At 63.2% G+C, this 21,383-nt stretch carries 19 protein-coding genes; 12 read left to right on the plus strand and 7 right to left on the minus strand.

Annotation, left to right across the window (positions count from 1 at the left end):
- The first annotated feature begins 2 nt into the window (after nt 1-2).
- From sctS to ACR9ZC_RS19340, 8 genes are all read left to right on the plus strand, one after another.
- Nucleotides 3-263, plus strand: a complete 261-nt coding sequence (gene sctS, locus ACR9ZC_RS19305; RefSeq protein WP_331568456.1) for a type III secretion system export apparatus subunit SctS — start codon at nt 3-5, stop codon at nt 261-263.
- Entirely contained in the window at nt 260-1,027 is a 768-nt protein-coding gene (locus tag ACR9ZC_RS19310) for a hypothetical protein (protein ID WP_481581527.1), read from the plus strand. Before sctS ends, ACR9ZC_RS19310 begins: the two co-directional genes overlap by 4 nt.
- Before the next feature lie 43 nt (nt 1,028-1,070).
- Nucleotides 1,071-2,111, plus strand: coding sequence for an HrpD5 family protein (hrpD5, locus tag ACR9ZC_RS19315; RefSeq protein ID WP_481581528.1), 1,041 nt, complete (start codon nt 1,071-1,073; stop codon nt 2,109-2,111).
- 8 nt (nt 2,112-2,119) lie between these two features.
- Nucleotides 2,120-2,368 (plus strand): hypothetical protein, encoded by a 249-nt coding sequence (locus tag ACR9ZC_RS19320; RefSeq protein ID WP_481581529.1) that lies wholly within the window; start codon nt 2,120-2,122, stop codon nt 2,366-2,368.
- 134 nt (nt 2,369-2,502) lie between these two features.
- A complete protein-coding gene (locus tag ACR9ZC_RS19325; RefSeq protein WP_481581530.1) occupies nt 2,503-2,709 on the plus strand; it encodes a hypothetical protein in 207 nt (68 codons plus the stop codon).
- Between the two features lie 68 nt (nt 2,710-2,777).
- Nucleotides 2,778-3,233 carry a CesT family type III secretion system chaperone gene (locus ACR9ZC_RS19330; RefSeq protein WP_173256254.1) on the plus strand — a complete coding sequence of 152 codons (456 nt, stop codon included), beginning with the start codon at nt 2,778-2,780 and terminating at the stop codon, nt 3,231-3,233.
- Between the two features lie 273 nt (nt 3,234-3,506).
- On the plus strand, nt 3,507-3,713 hold the full coding sequence (locus ACR9ZC_RS19335) for a hypothetical protein (protein ID WP_481581530.1): 207 nt from the start codon (nt 3,507-3,509) through the stop codon (nt 3,711-3,713).
- A gap of 55 nt (nt 3,714-3,768) precedes the next feature.
- Nucleotides 3,769-5,097 carry a hypothetical protein gene (locus tag ACR9ZC_RS19340; RefSeq protein ID WP_481581531.1) on the plus strand — a complete coding sequence of 443 codons (1,329 nt, stop codon included), beginning with the start codon at nt 3,769-3,771 and terminating at the stop codon, nt 5,095-5,097.
- A gap of 26 nt (nt 5,098-5,123) precedes the next feature.
- Here ACR9ZC_RS19340 and ACR9ZC_RS19345 read toward each other — a convergent pair whose 3' ends face one another.
- From ACR9ZC_RS19345 to ACR9ZC_RS19365, 5 genes are all read right to left on the minus strand, one after another.
- A complete protein-coding gene (locus ACR9ZC_RS19345; RefSeq protein ID WP_481581532.1) occupies nt 5,124-5,336 on the minus strand; it encodes a hypothetical protein in 213 nt (70 codons plus the stop codon).
- A gap of 130 nt (nt 5,337-5,466) precedes the next feature.
- Entirely contained in the window at nt 5,467-6,294 is an 828-nt protein-coding gene (locus ACR9ZC_RS19350) for a hypothetical protein (protein WP_481581533.1), read from the minus strand.
- 263 nt (nt 6,295-6,557) lie between these two features.
- Nucleotides 6,558-6,755, minus strand: coding sequence for a hypothetical protein (locus ACR9ZC_RS19355; RefSeq protein ID WP_481581534.1), 198 nt, complete (start codon nt 6,753-6,755; stop codon nt 6,558-6,560).
- Nucleotides 6,756-7,001: 246 nt separating this feature from the next.
- A complete protein-coding gene (locus ACR9ZC_RS19360; RefSeq protein WP_481581535.1) occupies nt 7,002-8,522 on the minus strand; it encodes a S8 family peptidase in 1,521 nt (506 codons plus the stop codon).
- A gap of 157 nt (nt 8,523-8,679) precedes the next feature.
- Nucleotides 8,680-9,510, minus strand: a complete 831-nt coding sequence (locus tag ACR9ZC_RS19365) for a hypothetical protein (protein WP_481581536.1) — start codon at nt 9,508-9,510, stop codon at nt 8,680-8,682.
- 463 nt (nt 9,511-9,973) lie between these two features.
- Here ACR9ZC_RS19365 and ACR9ZC_RS19370 point away from each other — a divergent pair, with 463 nt between their 5' ends.
- From ACR9ZC_RS19370 to ACR9ZC_RS19380, 3 genes are all read left to right on the plus strand, one after another.
- Nucleotides 9,974-10,645: a TorF family putative porin gene (locus tag ACR9ZC_RS19370; protein WP_481581537.1), complete on the plus strand. Its 672-nt coding sequence runs from the start codon at nt 9,974-9,976 to the stop codon at nt 10,643-10,645.
- A 264-nt stretch (nt 10,646-10,909) separates the two neighbouring features.
- Nucleotides 10,910-12,550 carry an amidohydrolase family protein gene (locus tag ACR9ZC_RS19375; protein ID WP_481581538.1) on the plus strand — a complete coding sequence of 547 codons (1,641 nt, stop codon included), beginning with the start codon at nt 10,910-10,912 and terminating at the stop codon, nt 12,548-12,550.
- A gap of 248 nt (nt 12,551-12,798) precedes the next feature.
- Entirely contained in the window at nt 12,799-16,995 is a 4,197-nt protein-coding gene (locus tag ACR9ZC_RS19380; protein WP_481581539.1) for a hypothetical protein, read from the plus strand.
- Nucleotides 16,996-17,060: 65 nt separating this feature from the next.
- Here the strand turns inward: ACR9ZC_RS19380 and ACR9ZC_RS19385 are convergent, their stop codons facing one another.
- Together ACR9ZC_RS19385 and ACR9ZC_RS19390 are read right to left on the minus strand one after the other, a co-directional pair.
- On the minus strand, nt 17,061-19,439 hold the full coding sequence (locus ACR9ZC_RS19385; protein WP_481581540.1) for an ankyrin repeat domain-containing protein: 2,379 nt from the start codon (nt 19,437-19,439) through the stop codon (nt 17,061-17,063).
- Nucleotides 19,411-20,607 carry a hypothetical protein gene (locus ACR9ZC_RS19390; RefSeq protein ID WP_481581541.1) on the minus strand — a complete coding sequence of 399 codons (1,197 nt, stop codon included), beginning with the start codon at nt 20,605-20,607 and terminating at the stop codon, nt 19,411-19,413. The genes ACR9ZC_RS19385 and ACR9ZC_RS19390 overlap by 29 nt, the downstream gene beginning before the upstream one ends.
- 237 nt (nt 20,608-20,844) lie before the next feature.
- On the opposite strand from ACR9ZC_RS19390, the gene ACR9ZC_RS19395 reads away from it, so the two are divergent.
- Nucleotides 20,845-21,291: a VirK family protein gene (locus tag ACR9ZC_RS19395; RefSeq protein ID WP_481581542.1), complete on the plus strand. Its 447-nt coding sequence runs from the start codon at nt 20,845-20,847 to the stop codon at nt 21,289-21,291.
- The last annotated feature ends 92 nt before the right edge of the window (nt 21,292-21,383 follow it).

Raw genomic sequence — 21,383 nt, forward strand, 5'->3', positions numbered from 1 at the left:
GCATGGATGCCGACGCAATCACGCGCCTGACCACCGATGCGCTGACGTTGTGCCTGCTCGTCTCGCTGCCCGCCGTCGGCGTGGCGGCCGTCGCGGGCCTCGTCATCGCGTTCTTGCAGGCGGTGACCTCGCTGCAAGACTCCACGATCTCCCATGGCTTCAAATTTCTGATCGTCACCGTGGTCATCATCGTGGCGGCACCCTGGGGTGCATCGGCCGTCATGCACTTCGCGCAGTCCGTCATGCGGAGCGTCTTCCCATGAGCATTCATATCCGAGGCATCGGCCCGATCCCGGCGCCCGCCGATGACGGGGCATCGTCGCAAAACCCGCAGGGACCGTTTGGCCCGCAAGGCCATCATCACCACAAGCATCAGGTTCATCAAGCGCAGAAAAGCGGCGCTCGCTCGCGGTCCAAGCGTAAGCGCGGCGCCGATTCACAGGACGGTATCGACGAATCGGGTGCCAGCGAAGAGCTGCTGATGATGCTCACCGAGCATCTGCAAAAAGAGGCGGACCTCGTCATGCGCGTCGCCGAGCGACACGGCGGCGAGCGTGGCGAATCGGACGCCGATACGCGCGAGGGCGGCGACGAAAACGGGAGCGCCGCGTCCTCCCGGCTCAAACGCACGGGTTCCGGCAAGCGTTTCTTTCGCACCACGGACCATCCCGAGCAGGCAATCGCGGCTTTCGATGCCGCGGAATCGGCACTGCTCGAAGCACGCCGGGCGCAAGGCGAGGCCCGCCCCGCGATGAGCTCGACTTATCGCGTACTCGCTGTGATGCGCGACTTTCTGGCCGTACCCGGCACCGCGGCACGCGCCTCGGCAACGCTGGCGCTGATCAGGGAGCGGCTCGTCGCGGCTGTGGGCACCCCGACGAAACGGGCGCCCGAGCAACAGGAGTCGATCAATCTGCTATTGCCGCTGATGCTGCTCAATCTCGAACGCGCGCGCACCGATACGGAGCGCGCGCTGGCGGTCGCGAAGATCAGCTCGCTGATCGAGCGGCGCAGATCCTACGTTTGAACGCATACGCGCGACGCGCAACGCAACAAAAAGGAGTTCGTTCATGACCAAGGAAATTCGTCTGCTCACCGGGCGCCACGCAGGCGCCCGCATAAAGTTGACCTCAACGCACACAGGCATCGGCAACGATGGCGAAGCGGAAATTCAGATCAGCGATTGGGATCAGCCCACCATGCAATTGAGCCAACACGACGACGCAAGCCTCACGATCGCCGACGCGGACGGTCATGGCGAGCCCATCGTGCTCGAGGACTTCAAACCGCACCGCTTCGGCAACGTCGTGCTCTGCGCTGGAGACGCCGATGCGCCCTGGCCCAGCGATATCGAGTTGCTCGAAACGCTGCTGGCGCCCGCTATCGCGCCCGTGGAGGAACCGGAACCCGTGCGCGTCGACGAGGTCGTGCCCGCCGCACCGCCTGCCTCGCCGAAGAATCGCAAGACGCTGCATGCGCTGGGGATTGCGGGCGTCGCCGTTCTCGCGATCGGAGGTGCCGGCATCGCTTTGCCTGCCGTGCTCCACCCTCGCACCGGCACCTTGGCGGGGCTCGGCGGGTCGACCGAGCCGCAACGCGGCATGGCACCGCAGGCCGGTCTCGAACAGCTTCAGCGGGCGCTCGATCGGCTCCACCAGCCCGACGTCGCCGTCACGCAGCAAGGCGGGCGCTTCGATGTCGTCGGCGTGGTACCCGACACCGGGAGCGAGGCACTCGTGCGAACGACGCTCGAAACGATGGCGCCGGGCCGCATCATATGGCACCTCGGCTGTGTCGACCAGATCGAGCGCGACCTGCAGGAGTCGCTGCACGACCCGGCTTTGCAAGTGCACTACCTCGGCCACCGCGAATTCGGTGTGTCCGGCGTGGCGAAAGACACGCGCGCAGTGCGCACGACGCTCGCGCAACTGAGCGCCGACCTGCAGCCGATGGTCACGCGTGTGGCACAGGAGCTCACGCCCGATGACCGCATGGCGATGCCGAGCTCGGTCGAGTCGCTGCTCGCAGTCGACGATCTTCAATACGTCGAGGCCGGCGACGGCACCAAGCAATTCATCGATTCACGCGCAGCCGCGCATCCACTGAACTGAGGACGATCATGTATGACACCGTGACCCCCGAAATGATCGATGCGATCGACAGCGTGAAGACGCTGGCCGACCAGCCCCCGCAACAGCGGCAAAAGCTCGGCGAAGCGGCGCGCGGGCTCGAACGCCTCGCGACCGAAATCGCGTCGCAAGCGCTCAAGCTGGCCGATCCGATGCTTCGGCAATCCGCGACCACCGTCGCGGACGGCCTGACTGCCGCGGCGCAATTGTGCCGCAACACGATCGAATCTCCATCGTGACCTGTCAGGCCAGTACCGCATTGCATTAGTCGTTCCCCGTACGAAAGTACGAATCCGCAGTATCCGCGTCCATCCGGTCGCGGCAACACCATCGCCCTGTAATGGGTTTTTTCTGATCGTTAGGAGTGCTTAAAATGGCTATCAATACGTCTGCTTTCTCGTCCGGCGCAACGGTTGGTCAAAACGCTTCGACCATCGCCGAAATGTCGGCCAGCACGGCCAGCTCGATCGCGTTGCAAGACGCGGCGACGCAAATGGAAAACGCGCTCAACAACAACGCGGCCAAGGATCAGCTCGAAGAAGCCGGTCCGAAGAACGCGAAGAGCCTGACGCAAGGTTAAGCGTAATCCGAGGTGCGCCTTCGTGCCGCGCGGGGCGCACCCCCTTTTCGTTCCGAAGACTCCTGCTCATGAGCCTCGAACGCCGAAATCAGTTGATCCGCGAGTTATGCGATTTACGCGGCATCGGCGATGCCGATCGCGCCATCGAGCGCGGCGTGATCAGCATCGACGATTTCGACATCGCCATCGACTTCTACGAGGAAGACCCGGCTGCCATCTACGTGAATTTTCAATTCGGCATCGTCTCGGGCGGACGCACGTTGCGTGTGTTCCGGCTGCTGCTCGAAGCGAATCTTTCCGTCTATGCGCAGGACCAGGCCCAGCTCGGCGTGGAAGCCGAGACGGGCGGCGTCATCCTCGTCGTCCGTGGGGTGCTCGAAGCGAATTCGGACGGGCAATGGCTCGTCGAGATGATCGAACATTATGTCGAGCATGGCCGTTATTGGCGGGAAAACATCCTGCTTTCCGATGACGAGATGTTTCGCCATCTCGCGGATGGGAATTATCTCTGGATTAGAGCCTGATCGAAACGGAATGCCAAACACATGAATAGACATTTAAGACAGTTCGCCAACGCCTCATAAAATTCGTTCTAATCCTGGTTAAAAATCGGCAGCAGTAGCAAAATATCTCCTGACGCTGACGCCAATCGAGTGTTTTGCAAAGACGATGCGCCAAGCGTGAGAGCGGTACTTATAAGCAAGCCAATTCAACGAATCGTTGTAACCGTGTCCACCAGGCCGCGGCATTACTCTGGCCCATCATGGGCCCAACCTTGATGATTGGGAGTACTACAAATGGCAATCAATACGTCCGCTTTCTCGTCCGGCGCAACGGTTGGTCAAAACGCTTCGACCATCGCTGAAATGTCGGCCAGCACGGCTAGCTCGATCGCGCTGCAAGACGCGGCGACGCAAATGGAAAACGCGCTCAACAACAACGCGGCCAAGGATCAGCTCGAAGAAGCCGGTCCGAAGAACGCGAAGAGCCTGACGCAAGGTTAAGCGTTTATTCGGGTGCGTCCTCGCGCCGCGCGGGGCGCACCCACCGGGTATATTCATGACCAAAGTCACCTCCGCAAACCGTACCGGCGATTTGCCGGTCGAGCGATCCGGCCGCGAAACGAAGAAGACTTCGTCGCAGCCCTCCTCGTCCGCAGGCCCCACGCGCGACGCCAATCTCCAATCGCTGAGCAGGCGTTCGGCAGTGAGCGCGGAGCCGAACCCGGAAGGCGCTCGGCGCCGTCGCGCACGCTTGCCCCAAACGGGTGACGCCGCGCCCGCCGACGAGGGCGCTCAGCCGGATCAGGCCGCGCCGAACGCGGCAGGCGGAAATTGGATGCGGCATCTCTGGAAGGCCTATGTCGGCGCACTGGCCGTCGGCGCGGGCTACGGTGTGTATCAAGGAAGCAGGCAAGCGTCGTCAGGCTCGGAATCGCCCCCGGGCACGAGCGCCAATCGTCCGCCCACGGCAGCGCCGAAGGTCCCCAGTCCCCGAATCGATCTACCCACCGTCTATCAAGCTCGCGAGAATGTACTGCAGCGGTTCGGCACCCATATTCCGGCCGATAGCGATTGCCATTCGATCGAACCGCAACTGGATCAGTTGCCGTTCGGCATGCCGGGCGTAACCGATTTGCAGTATGTACCGGGGCTACTCGGCAACGCAAAAGTCGTCGGCATGCATTTGGACAAGACGTTGCCGCAGGAACTCGCCACGCATATCACGCAGCACGAATACATTCACTGCTTTAACAGCCCTGCATTTCAGGAGTTGCTTCTGCGCAGCGGCACCCCGTCGATTTCGGAAGGGCTTGCCCAGCACTTCACGGAGAAATTCCCGGACGGGAGGCGCTTTCGCGGCACCGTGCTCGACAATGGATCGGCGGCGGCGCGGCTCGCCAACGGCAAGTCGGGCGTCGAGCTTGCGGCGGAACTCGAGCTCACAGTGGGTAAGGACACCCTCGAGCGCGCCTACTACGGCGGGGAACCCGAGGCCATCGCGAAGGTTGCCGATGCGATCTACGGCCTCTGGCCGAAGGCGCCGACACCGAATGCCTGGCTTCACACCTCGAGTTGGCGCGGTGCTGGCCAGCAAGCGATGGCCGAATCGTTCGTCGGCGCGACTCTGCTTCATACGGGATCGTTGCCCAAAGAGGAGCTCGGCCAAAGCTATCCGATACGCTTCGCGCTACCCGTGGGCAGCTTCGCGGAAATCTCCGCCGAGCAGGCGGCAGCGCTGCGCGCGCAGGCGTCGAAGGTGCGCAAGGCGCTTGGCCCGAATGCGTTCGATCGCGCGTTTTGCGCGACCAATCCGGCCAAGCAACAGAAAGCCATGAATAAGCTCGCCGACGAACTGCAGCGTCTTTGGCGCCCCGTCCTTGGGTAATGGCGCAATGTGCGAGTTCGCGCGCTCTACTGAGCCCGTTCCTCGATCTCACGTCGAATAGCCCTTTGCGTGCGGCAAACGCGCTTGCACGTCACCTCCGCGCTCCCGCTCGATCGGTCTGCGGGGTGCGCCGCGAAAGCCACCGGGTCGAGCGTCAATGTCCGGAACAGTTGCGCCAACTCGGCCGCCTCCTCCACCCGCAATTCGCTCGTGAGCCCTAGATAGGTCGCGTCGCTCATCCCCTTCGGAGCGCTTGCGAGCGCGTGCTTTCTCGGCGCATACGCCCCATCGAGTTGTGCAAATTTCGACCCATGCCGTCTGCGCAAGACGTTTTGCCGACGGCCGACCTCGGCCGGCCGATCGGCCATCTCAGTTCCGGGTGATCGAAAGCAATGCCTGTCCCGAGTGCTGCACGAGTCGCTGCAGGATCTGAGAGATCAGGATGGCGAGTTGCTGCAACTCGGCCATTTCCTGCTGGAACAGGTCGTACGGCGGTTGGGCCGGATGAGCCGCAACTGCGTTGTGCATGGCGTTGACATGGTCGTGGACCTTGCCTTCCAAGCCGGAGAGCTCTTGATGAGCGTCGGCAATGGGGCCTGCGACACCTTCGGTTTTCGGTCCTTGCGCCTCTGGTCGTTCCGCCTCTGGTCGTTCCGCCTTCGGACCTTCCGCCTTCGGCTCTTCCGCCTTTGGACCTTCCGCCTTTGGACCTTCCACCTTTGGACCTTCCACCTTTGGACCTTCCACCTTCGACTCTTCCACCTTCGACTCTTCCACCTTCGGCTCTTCCGCCTTCGGAGCTTCCGCCTTCGGAGCTTCCGCCTTCGGAGCTTCCACCTTCGGAGCTTCCACCTTCGGCTCTTCCACCTTCGGAGCTTCCACCTTCGGAGCTTCCACCTTCGGAGCTTCCACCTTCGGAGCTTCCACCTTCGGAGCTTCCACCTTCAGCTCTTCCACCTTCGCGCCGTCCACTTCGTGAGCGTCCGCGTTCGCAACCGATGCCGACAACAACACGTTGACATGGACCGATACCGCCGCCGATAACCCGCCGTTGCGCTTCTCGCCGGTCATCGGCGGCTTGCGCCCGGCCGGGGCGTTTCCTCCGCCCGCCTTGGGCATGCCTGCCTTGAGCGCATCGAACCGCTTCTGAAGATCAATGGGCAATGCGGGGCTTGGCAACGCCTGGATGCGTGCCACTTCGCGCGCCGTCGCAAGCGCTTGTGCGCGCGCCCGGAACGTGGCGCCCGCGCGCGGCAGATCACGAGCCGATAACCGCGGCCGAGCCGCTCCACTTATGAGCGCCGCCGCCGCGGACGACGACGTGTTCAGCCGCGCAAGGTTGCTCAACGCTCCATTCGAAGCGGGCCGCGTCGTCCCTGTCCTGGCCGGCGCGCTCGCCGGCTTGCTCGCGCCGCGCGTCAGCCCCGAAAAGAACGACAGCGCTTTCGTGATCTTGCTGTTCATGGCATGTCCCCCGACGCGATTCGATGCAAGTCGAATCCGGCCGCCCGCAACATCGTCGCGTCGGCACGCTGCCATCGCGCGAGCAGGTCATGTCTGTCCGAGCGGATCGGCCCCGAGAAGAAAACGCCTAGACATGCGAGTGCAAACAGCAGCACGCGCGACACGCGCCTGCCATGGACAGTATCGGTTTTCATCGCCTTCTCCGGGTTTCGCGTCGACAATGCCGCACGAGCGGCAGGATGAATCGATTGTCATGGCGACCGAACTGCGCTCACGTCGGAAGTGGCGAATATCGGCGTCCCTCGACGAATCGATCGGCCGTTACGACTCGCGCGCCGAAAAACGCGATTCGCCCAATACATCCGGGCGCGAAGAAACGAGAGAAGCGGGTTGGGCAGGAACGAGCGAGAGCAGAGAAGGGCCGGCTGGACGGCCAGCGCTCAATGCGGTTGATTGACGGCGTCGGCGCATGCGATGCCGACTGCGGCCGACAGCGCGCCGCAGGCATCGATCGTTTGGTGCGCCGCGTCGCCATGGGCGCTGCTCTTGAGCGCCGCATAGATCTTGTCCGAATCGAGCCGCGGATCGACGGCGAGCAGCAATGCTGCCACGCCCGAGACGAACGCCGTCGAAAACGAAGTGCCCGAAAAGAAATCGTAATGACCGCCCGGCGTCAGGCTCAGCACGTCGCGACCCGGCGCCCGCACGACCGGCGCGGCCGTCTTGGCGCCCGGGTAGTCCGCCGCGATCACGTGCGCGATGCCAACCGGAAAAGCATGCATGTCTCCACTGGGCGGCACCGCGCCCACCACGACACTGCCGTGCCGCAGCGAATATTCGACGAGCTGCGTCAAGAGCGGATCGGGCGGACCGCTCAAGCTCAGATTGATGACGTTCGCGTGCGCTTCGATCGCCGCCGCAAGTGCCTGGGCAAGCGTCAGCGAATTGCACACCGATTGCCCGGGCACATGACCGCCCGAAGACGCCGGCTCCTGCCAGCATGCCTTCAATGCAAGAATGCGCGCACGCGGCGCGACTCCGACCATGCCGCGACCGCCGTTGAGATTGGCTGCTATTACGCCGGCCACGGCGGTTCCATGCACATCGTGGCCGAACGTCGCCAAGTTCTGTTCGACGAAATCGCGCCTCATGACGATCGATCCCGCGAGGCCGGGATGAAACGCGTCGACGCCCGTGTCGATGAGAGCGACTCGGACACCCTCGCCTTGCGAAATGCGCTGCGCGGCCAGGGCATCGATTTCGCGCAACCCCCGCTCGAAGTCGACATAGTTGGCGCGATATGCACGCTCCGCGGTACTTTTCGCGTCGGCCGCCGCGGCCGTCTCGGCCGTCGTCGCGCTATCGCCACCGGGTTTGCTCAACGTGCCGACGGTGCGAAAGGACTGCAGCGGCTGCACGATCTTTACGCGCCGATCATGCGAAAGCTGCTCGATCACCTGTGCACGGGTGCGCTCGTCACGCACCTCGAGCACCGCGCAATGGGCCTTGAGCGGCACGATCGGCCAGGCCATGACTTGCTCGAGTTTGTAGTCGCGGGCAATGGCATCGATCGTTTCCCGCGCGCTGCCGTAAGCCGTATAACCGGGACCGCCGTCATAGCCGCCAATCGTCGTGCCTGCCAGAATCGGCACCGATTCGCTCGGATTGGCAACGGCCACGACGATCATTCGCTCGCCCTCGTCGTTGATCTGACGGAGCACATCGGGATCGATATCGGCGTTCGTTGGCGGGACCAGCGAAACGTGGCTGCATGCCACGACGAGCGGGACGATGGCGGCGACAAGCGCGACGAGACGCGCCCGTGCCGTGCGCCGGACCGCTTTCGTCCGTACCGCCATCCATAGCCGGACGACGTGCGCGCGGGCCGGCCGTTTCAGGGCCGCCTCCCGTGCAAACGGTGCACTGCCGGCGCGCGGCGTGCTGGGCTGACAATGTGTCATCTGATTGATTTCTCCGGGTTGCTGATCGAGAGGCGAGACATGGCAACCCGTGAGTACCGCAAACAGTGAAAAATGTTGCAGCCCTGACGCACGAACCGTGAAACAGGACGAACCGCTCGCCGGACAACGCGCCATGCGTGCCCGCGAGCGCCTTTCGTCAGACGTTATCGAGGCCGCCCTGTGCCGCCCAATCGAAATTGCTTACACCGGAAATGCCGTCGCCGCCCGCGACGTCGTGCGTTTCGATCCGGTTGTAGGTATCGGGATTCGAGAGCATGAACTTGGCGGCCGCGGAGACTTCCGAAGGCGTGCCGCTCGCCGGATTGTAAGCCATCTGATACAGCTTGTTCGGATCGAGCTTGGAGATGCCCTGCTCATGCAGGTAGGCGCCGAGCGCGCCCGAGGCGCTTTGCGCGTCGAGCGACGCATCCGTCGCACCCGTATCGCCAATCGTCGCGCTCGCATCCAGGAAATCGGCATCGCCCGCCGAAGAGGCATCGCCGGTGTTCGACGCGTCGCTCAACCCGCCTTGCGCCGCCCAGTCGAAATCGTTCACGCCTGCAATGCCGTCGCTGCCCGCGACGTCGTGCGTTTCGATCTGATTGAACACATCGGGGTTCGACAGCATGAACTTGGCGGCGTCGGACACTTCCGACGGCGTGCCGGCAGCCGGAGAGTACGCCATCTGATAGAGCTTGCTCGGATCGAGCGAGCCGATCCCGTTCTGATGCATATAAGCAGCCAGCGCACCCGATGCGCCTTGCGCCGTCATGCCCGCATCGGGCTGACCGCCGTTGTCGATATTGCCTGCGCCGAGCGAGCCCTCCTCCGCGAACACTTGTTGCAGCATCTGCTGAATCGATTGCAGTGCCGATTCGTAAAGTGCTTCGTAATTCGCCACAGCGGAATCGACCGGGGACGATGTCGTCGGACTCGGGTCGAGTGGCTCGGACTGGACAGTGCTATCGAGAGAAAGGTTGACGCTCATGGTATTAGACTCCGCATAGATGAGAAACCGCCGATGCGCATCGTGCGCGAAAGGCCCCGCCGCGTAAGCGCCGCACTGACCTGCATTCCCCGCGTCGCTCTGCGCGCCACGATATCGAAGCCGCCTTTCGATCTTATGGCTCGCGGCGAAATCAAAAAGCCATCGGCGAATCGTCGAAAGATGTATGCGTCGCGCATCGCCCGCCCAATCCGCCGTTCGACGATTATTGTTTTTGAGGTAGCATCGTCCCGCTCGGGGTACCTTGCCCTGCCCGCCGAAGTCGTTGCCGCAGCCTGGCGATACTTCGGCGCAGAGTCTGATCGAAAGGAAAGCGGTACCAGTCATGAGTGGGATTCAGGCGTTGCTTCGAATACGAACGGCATTGCGGTTGCGGCAGCGATATTCGCATTTGTCCTTCGGGCAGCGCCTCTCAGTCGGGCGTCGGTTGGCCCTGGCATTCTCGATGCTGGTAGCCTCGGTTCCCGCCGCTCGCGCGTCCGATACCTGGCATTTTCAGTTAGGCGCGACGACGGACCGCATCAACCGCGGCCTCGATATGAGCCACAACGAGCCCTCGGTCGATGCGGCGGTCAGTTGGTACCCGGGCACGGGACCGTTTGCCGGCGTTTCGGCATGGACCGTCAGGCCCATGAGCGGTAGCCCGATGGGTGCGGAATTCCTCGCCAACGCAGGATACGGATGGCGCCGCGGCGATTGGGGTGCGAAAGCGATGGTGCTGCACTATCAGTTCGCCCACATCCCTCGCGCAACGAGGATCGAATACGACGAGGTGGGGTTCGCGGGAAGCTGGCGCGAGAGCCTCTTCGCTTCTGTCACCGTGTCGCCGAATACCGCTTATGGAGGATCGCCGCGAACGCTGGCGCTGACCTACAACCTCGTCGGGCATCTGCCGCTCGCCCATGGATTTTCGGCGACGGCCGGCGTCGGCTATTACGACCTGCACGCCGGACTCGGCTCGGGTTTCGTCTATGACGACATCGGGCTGATCTACCAATACCGTTCGCTGCAACTTCAGCTCGCCTACTTCGGCACACAAGGTCCGCAGCGCATCAAAGCGCTCTTCGGTCCAATGCTCGTGCATCGCTGGGTCGCGCAAGTCAGTTGGTCTTTCTGAGGTAGCACGGCGAGACGCCCAAGCGCATCCGCTCTCGCTCGTCCCCCCCATAGGCATCGCCGAACACGCGCCATCCGCGCCTGCGATTCGATTCGCCGCGGTACGAGCAATTTCGCCGCGAGACGACGCACCCTCATATTTGCCTCCCGATACTGAGCACGCGCGCTCTTCCTACGAACCACGTAACGAAGCCGCGCATACCGAGCGGCCGTTGCCGTTATCTCGGCACGCTCGATTACTCCAACCCTATCGAAGCAATGCAAAATGACCACTGTCCAATCCAGCCGTGCGTCAACCTCGGCATCCAATTCCAACTCCCCGTCCGACAACGCTCAAAGCGCCAGTCCAAAAGCGCCGACGGGAACCGCGAAACGCCGTAATCCCGATTCGCCGACCGGCAACCTCGCCAAGCGTGGCAAAGGCGAGAGCAGCGAAGCGGCGTCCACCCTGCAAGCGCACACCCGCTTTTTTGAAGACGGCAGCAGCACGACAACCGGTTCGCGCGTTCCGTCGCGTGTTCCGATTGCGCAGCGCGCCGGCCACATCGCCGCCGCGCTACGCGGCCGGCAGATCGACGCGGTGACCCACGGCACCGACAAGGCAGCGCTCGAACGAGGCGCTAAAACCACGCTGGGCAGCTGGACGTCCGATTCGCATTTCCATCCGACCCAATACACGCAGCAAGGCATTCTGCCGGAAGAAATGCTCGCGATGATGGATAAGGTAGGCGTGTATCGCAGCGTGATCATGCCAATTCCAACCGATGTCATTCCATGCGGCCACCCCGACAACAATCACATTCCGCCCGAGGACTATTACGTTCCGAAGGAAGACATGAGCATGGCGCGCCATGAGCTGACCGCGGAGCGCGAAGACAAGATCGCCAAGAGCGCGCATCTCGTCGTCAACCAGCAAGTCGACGCGGACACGGCCGATTTCATGGACATGTCGGGTCTCACCGATGCTCAGCGCGACCGCCTCGATCCGATGGTAACGGGCCTGCATCTGGGCTCGCCGCTCAGCTCCGAAGCGCTGATCAAAAAGCTTCACAAGGACCCCGGCACGTTCACGGGCATCGGTGAAGTAACCATTCACAAGGAGCTCGTCGAGCGCCAGTTCGACGGCGCGCGTCAGGCCAATCTGACCGACAACGTTCAACCGTTCAAGGACCTCATCGCAACGGCAGGCGTCGTCGGCATGCCGGTGGTTCTGCATTGCGACGTGGACTCGACCGATAACCAGCGCAAGAACGGCCTCGGTGCTCCGCAGCATCTCGACGGCATCAAAAAGCTGCTCGGCTCGCCCGAAGCGAAGAACACGACGATGGTCTGGGCGCACTTCGGCGGCATCGGACGCTTCGTCGCGAAGCCCGACAACCACATGGAAAACCTGCGCCAGATTCTGCGCGATCCGGAAATGAAGCACGTTCACGTGGACATCTCGTGGTCCCGTGTGGCACGCCAGATCGTCATGAAGCAAAACGCGCACGGCGTCGAGGAGCCCGATCCGGCCTCGATCGACGCGGCCGCCAAGCTGATCACCGAGTTTCCCGATCGCTTTCTGATGGGCTCCGATGCGCTCGATCCGAAGAAGGAAGAAACCTGGGCCGAGACCGGCAACATGTATAAGCCGCTGCTCGACAAACTGTCTCCCGAAGTACGGCATCAGGTGACGATCGGCAACTACGAGCGCGTCATCGTCGGCGCGCGCGCGAAGGTGCGCGCGTTCGAGAAGCATGTGCTGACGAACGAGTTCATGAAGCGCAACGTGCGCCCGTCGGGACCGACGCCGCTGCGCAACGGTCCGCACATCGAACCCGAAAAGCTGCGTGCCGCACGCGATGCGGCGTTCGCCGCCGCGGGTGTCGATGAGCGCGGCGAACCGGTGTCGAACGCAGCGCGTTGATTGAAAGCGAGCCCGCGCGAGCCGATGCGGTTGGCTTCGCGCGGGTACCCCAAGACCCGGTTTGAAGGACGGCGCGTGGTGTTTCGGCGCCTTATTTCATTCGTCTCCCTGAGCGAGTCGAGGCTATGAAACTGTTTGGAACCAGCGCGTCGTCCACCGCCGCAAATCAACACCCTGCGCAAGCCGCAACCGATAGCGGCAACCGTACCCGTGCCTCGCGTTCGAGCGGGCGTCGATCGTTTGGCGGTATGCTTTCGAAGCTTACCCGGCTCGGGCGATCGCAGAAGGCGCCGTCTTCACTGGCGACGGGCGGGAGTCTTCAGCAACCCGTGTCCGGAACGGTTGGCGCAGCAGACAACCGGCGCTCGGGCACCGCCCCTTCGAACGACGACGACGTGCGCGAAATGGTCGCACGCATCGTCTCGCAAAAAGACTCGCGCCGTCCTGGCGCCGCCGGTACGTCGAGCGAAACCGAAGCCCGCCCCACGATCGCGCACTTCCTCGCACCGGAACTCGGCGTCTCGCCGAGTGCACCCGAGAAACGTTCCAAGAAAGGCTGGAGCGGGCTTTTCCATCGCCGATCCAGTTCGAAAAAGACTCCTGCCGCCACGCAAAAGGCCCCGACGCAAGCCCCCCCCGCCACATTGTCGACGGCCACCCATCGCGAGGATCCGATTGGAGAGACCGTTAGTTGGATCAACGCCAAGCGCGCCACGGAATCCACCGCGCAGGAAGATATCCAGGAACCGAGTGCCGCCGTTTTCTCCTCGACAGGAGCCGGAGACGACGATACCGAGGTTCGGCACGAGAGCCCTCGTAACTCGAACACATCGGAGCATTCGGCGAAAGACGTCACCTACGACACCGGCCCCATCTTCGACGAGTCGGGCGACGAACATGAAGAGGACGATCTGTTCGATCTCGACATCGGCCCGTTGCATCCACCGCCGGTGGAAAATGAAATCCGTCCGGTCACGCCATCGAATTCGGAAACCGGTTCGGCACGGCACGACGTGCCGCCGCAGCAGAATGAAGTGTTGACTACGACCGCGCCGGTCCCGCAACCGGACCCCGTGCCGAGCGCCAACCCGCAGCGAAGCAGCCTGGGCAAGTTGAAGCAACTCAAGAACGCCCTCAAGGGCTGGCAGACCTATGCCAAGGACGAAGCGTATATTCACGGCTTCGGCATTTCGTCGACGAGCCTGTCGCTCACCCCGATCTCGACCAATACAAAAACCGCACGCGCCAAACCGTTCACGGGCGTCACGCGCGAAGGCGATGCACCCGTCGAGCTGCACAAGCGGCTCGCGAATTTGCCCGGCAGCACACCGCCGGCCGTGCTTCACGAAAGCCCTGTCGTGCAGGAACTCGAAGCGCCGAACGCACTCGATCGATTGTTTCTCGACGCGAGCATCCTCCCCGGCACCAACCGCCGCCAGCTCTTCGATTCGATCAAGCAAGTCGCCGCGGAAAAGAACCTGACGCCGTTCGAGGCATCCAGCCTCACCCAGGCACTGCATATCGCGTTCAGCCGCACGCCCGATCGTTCGAGCGACGCCGCTTACGATCCAGCGTACGATGCCGCGCACGATGCGCAGATCGCACTGCAATCGCTGCCGCAGACGAATCTGCTCGATGCGCTGCGCGATACCGCCGAACCGCAGCGCACCCCCGATTACGATGCCGACAAGGCCTGGGCGCTCGCACAAGAGCTCGTCCACATTCCAGGCGGCGTCGGCACGAGCCTCATCGAAAAGCTCACGCCGCAGACGCCGCGTCCGGCGGGCACACATGCCTCGGTCGTGGAAAAGGACCGGATGCTGGTGAGCGTGTTGCTGAAAGCCTCGCAACAGGTCGTGCGCGAAGCACGGCAATCGGCCGCTACGAAGCCCGAAAGCAAGATACTCGGCGTGTTTCCCCGGGCATCGCGGCAGGTGGGCAATGCCGCCTCGCCCGAGCCCGGCGGTCCTCGCATGCTCGCCCACGATCCGGCTTCGATCTTCGCCGACGGTGCGCTCCACGCCGCCATCGCGCAAGCGGGCGAAGACCAGTGGCCCGGAAACAACAACACGTCTGTGCCGAGCAATCTCTCGCTCGCGCAAAAGGCGATGCTCGCCGTCAAAGACGAGTTGCAGACGATCGATGCGCACGTCGCCGACGAAGCCACCCGCGGCACGGCCTTCAGCCAGGGCACGCACGGTTGCCGCTTCGCGATTTCGATGATTCGCGGCGATATGCTGACCGACCAAGCGCGTGAGCCGAGCGGCGTGCGCAGTCAATTCCAGCTCGCCGAATCGCGCCTGGGCAAGAGCGTTGGCAAACACCTCGACCGCGCAATGCGGCGCCGGACCACCTGGACGCGCTTCCTCGGCTCGCTCGAAGCGTTGAGCCGGCACGTCGGCGTCTACAAGAACAAGAGCCCCTTTTACACTTACAACCGCATCGCGGAGAGCGACGGCGGCCGCGGCATGGGTGTCGCGAACCGTGGCGGCACACACGCGGGCCGCGCGCTCTACGACATGCAGCACAAGGTCCAGACGACGATCGACGAACGCGCCAATCTTGGCGAGGACGCGGCTGCCGGCGACGAGGAAGCGCTGCGTCTGATGGTGCGATCGTCGATCATCCAGACGTCCAAGGCAGAGACACTGATGTTGCCGCGTTTCGCGCAGCCCGTGAGCCTCTCGGACCTGTCGCAAGGCAAGGTCGTGGACGCCGTGATGCAGAAACTTGGCGGCGCCGGTGCCGAAGCCGATGCCGAAGCGAACGACGCGTTGCGAGCCAAAGTCGCCGCGATGGTGGCCGACGAGAACAAGCCGTTGACGACGCAACGGTTGCTGCAATGGGCCGCCGCTGTCGGCGGCCCCGATAATGCGGGCTCGGCCAAGGAGATAGCGGGCGCGGCGCCGGCCGACCACCCATGGCGTGCGTTCGCGGAAGCGTTCGAGCGCGCCGAACATCCGGACGAGATCGCCCCGATCGCCACCCCTTCCTTACGCGGCAAGTCGCGCGACGAAGTCGCTGACATCCTGGCCAAAATCGTCGCCGCGGAGGAACTGGGCTCGGGTTTCGCGCTGGATAGCGCCGGCAACGTGCAGGGCACCACGAAGAACGTTTCGGGCATCATCTCGAGCGTTCCGCTGCACTTTCTCGGCAGCGTCCACGCGGACCTGGGCGGCGGCAAGATCCGCACCGTGCGCTTCGAATCGGTGACGAGTACCGATCGCAGTCAATTGCGCGTCAGCGTGACGACACTGAAGCGCGCTCAGGCCGGCTTCGGCGGCAGCGTCGGGCATTTCACCTCGGGTGACGCACCGATCACGGCCGGGGGCGGACTCGATGTCGGCGGCGCGTACGAAGTCGTCCATCAGGAAGGCGCGGTCCTAGGATTCCCCCGCAATCTGTCGGGCGGCGTGCTGGGCGATCGCGCCGTCAACGAGAAAAAGGCGCAGCTCGTCAAACTGCTCGTGCAAGGCGGCGCACTCGAAGGCCATGCGCAGCCGGCCAACGAGGAAGACCGCAAGTCGCTGATCAAGTGCGCCTATCAGGCTTTCGGCGACGATCTGTCGATCGGCTTTTACGAAATGGACCAAACCGACAAGCAAGGCACGGCGAGCGTCAACGGCAACGTCGGCATTCGATTCGGCGATTTCAAGCTGGGCCTGCCGACGTTGGGCGCAGCAGGACGCGCGCAAGGCACGACGATCCGGTATCGGGACCAATCGGGATTCCTGAAGACCGAATGGGAGACGGACTCGAGCGCTTACAACGCGTCGTTCCAGGGTTCTTTGGCGTCGCTGAATGGCTACGACCAGCTTTCGGCGGGCACTCACGACCTGCACAGCTCGATCACCACCGCCATCGCCCCATTCGTATCGGGCTCGGCGCAATTCTTCCGCTTCGGCGTGGCCGATCGTCGCGTCCAGATCGTGCAGGACGGCAAGGAGCTGCCGACGAGCTTCGCGACACGCACGTTCCAGGCGCCGATTTCCTTCCTTCACGAATTCGGCCAAAACGTCGACAAGTATGCCGACGACAAGGCAAAGAAGTTTTTCCCGAAGGAGTACAACGCGGGCGGTCAGGCACGCGAGAACGTAGTGCAGCGCGAGAAGACCCGCATGCTCGAGTTCGTCAACCACTACCTGAAGGAACGCGACCTGACGTCGACGCCACAGCTCTACACGGAATTCGGCGACAACGTGGATACGGCCAACAAACTGCGCGCAGCCGCTTACATGGCCGAGCGGCTGGGCAAGAAAGAGACGGCAGGTACCGCGCGCGAAGAGATATCGGCGATACACGGCGACGAGAAGTATCGCGAGGGCCGCTTCCTGACCAACCTTCAAATCGAGCAGGAAGGCAAGCAGGTGGGGATCAACGGTATCGTCGGCGTGACCTATGCTCGCAACGATAACCGCGCGCAGCAGGTTCTATCGTTCACGTAAGCGGACTCGCCCGCCCGGGCACATAAGCGGACGGCGCGGCGATCCTCGTTTCGCCGCCCGCGCTGTCAGAGCCGCCGCCGCTTCGCTGACGGCTCAGCCGACGAGGAAGATGGGCCGGGCGCCGGCGGTGAGCCCGGCGGCGACGCTTCGGGACTGTCGTCGCTCCCGCTTCCCGAGTCGGAAGCGTCCTGCGAACCTTCGTCATCGGAACTCTCCGATGACGATGCGCCGGCGGCGCGCAGCAAGTCGACGATTGCGACATGCCCGTGAGCTTCGGCGAGCGCCAGTGGCCGCCAACCGCCCGTGTCCCTAATGCTTGCGTCGGCCCCCAGGCGCAGCAAAAAGGCGACCGCTTCGGTCTGGCCTTGCTGTATCGCGTGGTGCAGCGCGGTGCGCCCCGCGGCGTCGGTACGATCGACTTGCGCGTCGTGGTCGACCAGGACTTCGATCATATCGGCGTCGCCGTCCCGAGCGGCCAGCATCATCGCTGTCTGACCCAGCGCGTTCGCATGTTCGACATCGGCGCCGTGGGCAATCAGCGTCTCGGCCAATTCGGTATCGCAAGTCCTGGCAGCCGCCAGCAGTGCCGTCATGCCTTCATTGTCGGTGCCGCGGATATCGCCGCCCAAGGCCAGCAGCGCATTGACCGCCTCTCCGTGACCTTGCGCCGCCGCGATGATCAGGGCAGTTTGCCCATTGGCGTCGCGCTTTTCGATTTCAGCCCCCTGCGCAGCAAGCATGCGGATCGAATCGTGGCCATTGCGAGCCGCAGCGGCCATCAGAGCGGTCTGCCCCGACGCATCGGTCCGGTCGATCTCGGCGCCCGCCGCCGCCAATGCCTCGATTGACGCGGGAGCGTCGACCGAGGCCGCAACCATGAGCGCGTCCCGCCCATCGAGAGCGGTGTGATGGACGTCCGCGCCGGCATTCAGGAGGGCCGTTACAACGGCCGGGCCTCCCCCATTCGCCGCGTGCATCAGCGCGCTCCAGCCCTTGCTGTCGGCGGGGGCCGTATCGGCGCCCTTCGCCAGCAGCGCATCGACGACTTCGACGTGTCCCCTGCCTGCCGCCCACATCAACGCGGTTCTGCCTTGCGCGCGCTCGGCGCGATCGAGCGCCGCGCCGCCTTCGATCAACGCTTCGGCGATGGCCAGGTTGCCGTCGTGCGCCGCCATCATGAGCGCCGTCATGCCCATGGCATCGGCATGATCGACGTTCGCGCCGCGCGCCGCCAGCGCCCGGACCGCCGCTGCCTTCCCTAGCATCGCGGCCAGCATCAACGCGCTCCAACCGTTTGCGTCAGGCAGCTCCCGCGCGGCGCCGCGGTCGATCAGCATTTCGATGGCCGCGACGTGTCCGCGCTGCGCCGCGAGCATCAGCGCGCTCGCACCTGCATCGTTGACCAGGTCGAGGTTTGCGCCCCGCGCGGCCAGCGCGTCGATCGCAGCGGCTTGCCCCGCTTGCGCCGCGAACATGACCGCGGTAAGGCCGTCGCTAGTGACCCGGTCGATGTAGACTTCGGCGTCCGCCAACGCTTCGATCATCGGTACGCGACCGTAGGTCGCTGCAAGCATGAGCGCAGTGATGCCCGTAGCGGTGGTTTGCTCCGGATCCACGCCGCGTGCCATCAACTCGGCGAACGCCTTCGTACCGCCGTTCGCCGCGGCCACGAGCAATACGCTCCAACCGAAATTGTCGCGATGCTCCGGGTTCGCGCCGCGGGCAAGCAGTGCCGCCAGCGCTTGAGGCCGATCGTGCGCCGCGGCGGTCAGCAGCGCGCTCCAGCCGACCACGTTCGTTCGCTCCAGGTTCGCCCCGCTCTCATGCAGCGCCTCGATAGCCTGCACGCGCCCCGCGCGCGCGGCGATCATCAATGCGGTCTCGCCTGACTCGTTCGTCAGTTCGACATCGGCGCCAGCCTCCTTGAGCGCGCGAATGACTCCGGCTTGGCCACTTTGGGCGGCCAACATCAGTGCGGTGCGGTTATCGCGGTTACGCAGGTTGATATCGATTTTCCCTGCCAGCCGTTCGATCGCCCGTACCATCCCTTGGCTCGCGGCGTAATGCACCACCGCGTTGCCGCGCTCATCGATTCCGCGGATCTGCGTAAATGCCTGAACCAGAAAGGCCGTCAAACGTTCATCTCCGGCCTTCGCCGCGCCGAGCAGTACGGCATCGCGCTGCGCACTGCCGAGCACATTCAGTTTGTCCACGACCGGCGCCGTGAGGATTTCACCCGTATCGGATCTGTTCTCCCAATATCGGCGCACGACCGGGTCGCTCAGTTGCGCGAGCCATCTCACAGGCGCTCGTTCGGTATCCAGCAGCGCGAGCATACGCTCCGGCGTCAGCGCAATCAGCTCGTCGTGCGGCGTATTGTTCAGGGCAGCCATCACCATGGGTGGCGTCAAGGCGTCACGCATATAGCCCAGATCGCGCAGCACCAGCGAACGATCTTTTTTCCGCTTCGTCGTGAACGATAAAGGCCTGGTACCCGAGCTCGACGATCTGCTCGCTCGGCCCCCCACGTACGACACGCACAGGAAAGTCATTCAACAGGTCGCTTTTGACGAGGTTTGCGCCGATCTGCGGCATCAGCAGCACCGGATCCTGCGTCATCCGATAGCTGCTTTCTCCATCTTCGTCTTCCCCGCTGACGAACAGCGCCTCGGCCTCGATCGGTCCGAAGCGTTCGCGCAGTTCGGTTTCGGCCCATGGCGCGAACTCCTGATAGAAAGCCCAAACCTCGTCGGCCGACAGCGTCCGATCAGTAAAGCCGTTGAAGCGTCCGCGAATCTCCGCCAGGCAGTTTTCGGCGACGTGGCGCACGAGCCGCCCCGGCGTGACGCGCTCGATGACGTGTTGTTTGCACGCGGCGAAATCGCCGTCGGAAATGCCGAGGCTCGCAATGAATGCGTCTTCCCGTGGGTCCGTGCCATAGTCCGACACGAGATGATTCCAGCATGCGTTGTGATAATGGATCTCGTTCGGCGGGTAGTGCTGACGCATGCCGAACGATCTTTGCGTGAACTCGAGAATCGATTGCGTCAGCATCCGTTCCCATTCTGTTTTCGCGTTGAAACGCAGCCCGCCGGCGCTTTCGAGATCGATCTCTCTTGCCGAATTGATCAGATGCGTGATCGCGCCGTCGGCACACACGATCAGCCCGGGCGCCAGGTTCCTGACGATTTGCTCGCGCTTGTCCTCGTCGATTGCCGGATCTTCGATTCGATAGGCAAGTTGCTCGAGTGCCTCCTTGCCCTGAGTATGCGCAAGCACGACGCGTGTCGAAAAATAACCGGAAGAACCGGCTTCGACGCGCCCCGCAAACGTTTCGATCTGCGCCGACGCATTCCGGTGTTCGGCTGTTTGCTTGCGTTCGAGGAATTGCTTCAATGAATCGACGTTTTTGCGGATCTGTGCCTTGGACACGGCGTACTCGGGCGATTGCTCGAAAGCCGAGAAACTGCCGTGCTGCAGCGCGTTGAAATAGACCGGTCGCTCTCCGTAGCGTTGCGCGGCCTTCTGCGCGACCGCCTCGCGCCTGCCGTCTGCGTCGTCGTCATGTTTCTCGACATGAAAGCTGCTGCCTTCGGTAAAGTTGATTTTCACTTGACGGACCCATTGATTCGCACCCTGCGAGCTTGCAGGTAAAAGGCATCGAGCACGCAGCCGTGCGACGAAACCGCGCCGCGCGCGGCGAATGGGGTTCCGGGTCAGCCGTTTCCACAAGACAAGAAATGTTTATCGAGCGCCATAAGGGATGTTTATGGTGCTTTTCTCGAGTGACGAATCTCTATATATTCATCCGCGCTTCAACCACCCATTCCACCAGCCTGTGAGGGAAAGATGTCGAAATCGAAAATGACCTGGATAGCGCTGTCCATTGCCGCTGGCCTTTGGTCGACGCAAGCGTTGGCCAACCCGCAACTGTCGACGCTGGCCGACATCGAGGCGGCGCTCGAGCGAGGAGCAACCGTTTCGGTAGCGGTCGATCTCACCCGATGTGCCCCGAGCGGCAGCACGACGCGGCCCGGGACGACGCGTGGCGGACTCAAGATCTCGTCGTACCGCATCACGCCCGACGGCACGCTGAGTTTCGCGGACGAGCATGCAAGCGTCGGACAGGACGGTTCGCCGCTGTGGCAATTCATTCGCTATCAGGTCAAACCGGACCAGACGGTCGCCTTCTCGACCGATTTGTTCTCGCTTCCGGCCTATACGCGCTTGATGCCGCAGATCACGTACGCCTGCGCGATCAATCAAGGCATCGAATTCGTTAGTGACCGGCACTGATGGCATAGATCGATCTCCTTATCAATAAAACCTCATAACCGTATCCATAAAATCGTCGATCTATATTCCAAATCCTCATTTCGCTCGCTTCC

The sequence above is a fragment of the Trinickia sp. HAY1-2D genome (assembly GCF_056754935.1).

Excerpts from the sequence above, each read along its gene's own strand:
- ACR9ZC_RS19355 (WP_481581534.1), bottom strand. The coding sequence starts at position 6,755 with ATGAAAACCGATACTGTCCATGGCAGGCGCGTGTCGCGCGTGCTGCTG.
- hrpD5 (WP_481581528.1), top strand. The coding sequence starts at position 1,071 with ATGACCAAGGAAATTCGTCTGCTCACCGGGCGCCACGCAGGCGCCCGC.
- sctS (WP_331568456.1), top strand. The coding sequence starts at position 3 with ATGGATGCCGACGCAATCACGCGCCTGACCACCGATGCGCTGACGTTG.
- ACR9ZC_RS19365 (WP_481581536.1), bottom strand. The coding sequence starts at position 9,510 with ATGAGCGTCAACCTTTCTCTCGATAGCACTGTCCAGTCCGAGCCACTC.
- ACR9ZC_RS19330 (WP_173256254.1), top strand. The coding sequence starts at position 2,778 with ATGAGCCTCGAACGCCGAAATCAGTTGATCCGCGAGTTATGCGATTTA.
- ACR9ZC_RS19325 (WP_481581530.1), top strand. The coding sequence starts at position 2,503 with ATGGCTATCAATACGTCTGCTTTCTCGTCCGGCGCAACGGTTGGTCAA.
- ACR9ZC_RS19335 (WP_481581530.1), top strand. The coding sequence starts at position 3,507 with ATGGCAATCAATACGTCCGCTTTCTCGTCCGGCGCAACGGTTGGTCAA.
- ACR9ZC_RS19320 (WP_481581529.1), top strand. The coding sequence starts at position 2,120 with ATGTATGACACCGTGACCCCCGAAATGATCGATGCGATCGACAGCGTG.
- ACR9ZC_RS19395 (WP_481581542.1), top strand. The coding sequence starts at position 20,845 with ATGTCGAAATCGAAAATGACCTGGATAGCGCTGTCCATTGCCGCTGGC.
- ACR9ZC_RS19340 (WP_481581531.1), top strand. The coding sequence starts at position 3,769 with ATGACCAAAGTCACCTCCGCAAACCGTACCGGCGATTTGCCGGTCGAG.
- ACR9ZC_RS19370 (WP_481581537.1), top strand. The coding sequence starts at position 9,974 with ATGCTGGTAGCCTCGGTTCCCGCCGCTCGCGCGTCCGATACCTGGCAT.
- ACR9ZC_RS19310 (WP_481581527.1), top strand. The coding sequence starts at position 260 with ATGAGCATTCATATCCGAGGCATCGGCCCGATCCCGGCGCCCGCCGAT.
- ACR9ZC_RS19360 (WP_481581535.1), bottom strand. The coding sequence starts at position 8,522 with ATGACACATTGTCAGCCCAGCACGCCGCGCGCCGGCAGTGCACCGTTT.
- ACR9ZC_RS19380 (WP_481581539.1), top strand. The coding sequence starts at position 12,799 with ATGCTTTCGAAGCTTACCCGGCTCGGGCGATCGCAGAAGGCGCCGTCT.
- ACR9ZC_RS19375 (WP_481581538.1), top strand. The coding sequence starts at position 10,910 with ATGACCACTGTCCAATCCAGCCGTGCGTCAACCTCGGCATCCAATTCC.
- ACR9ZC_RS19345 (WP_481581532.1), bottom strand. The coding sequence starts at position 5,336 with ATGAGCGACGCGACCTATCTAGGGCTCACGAGCGAATTGCGGGTGGAG.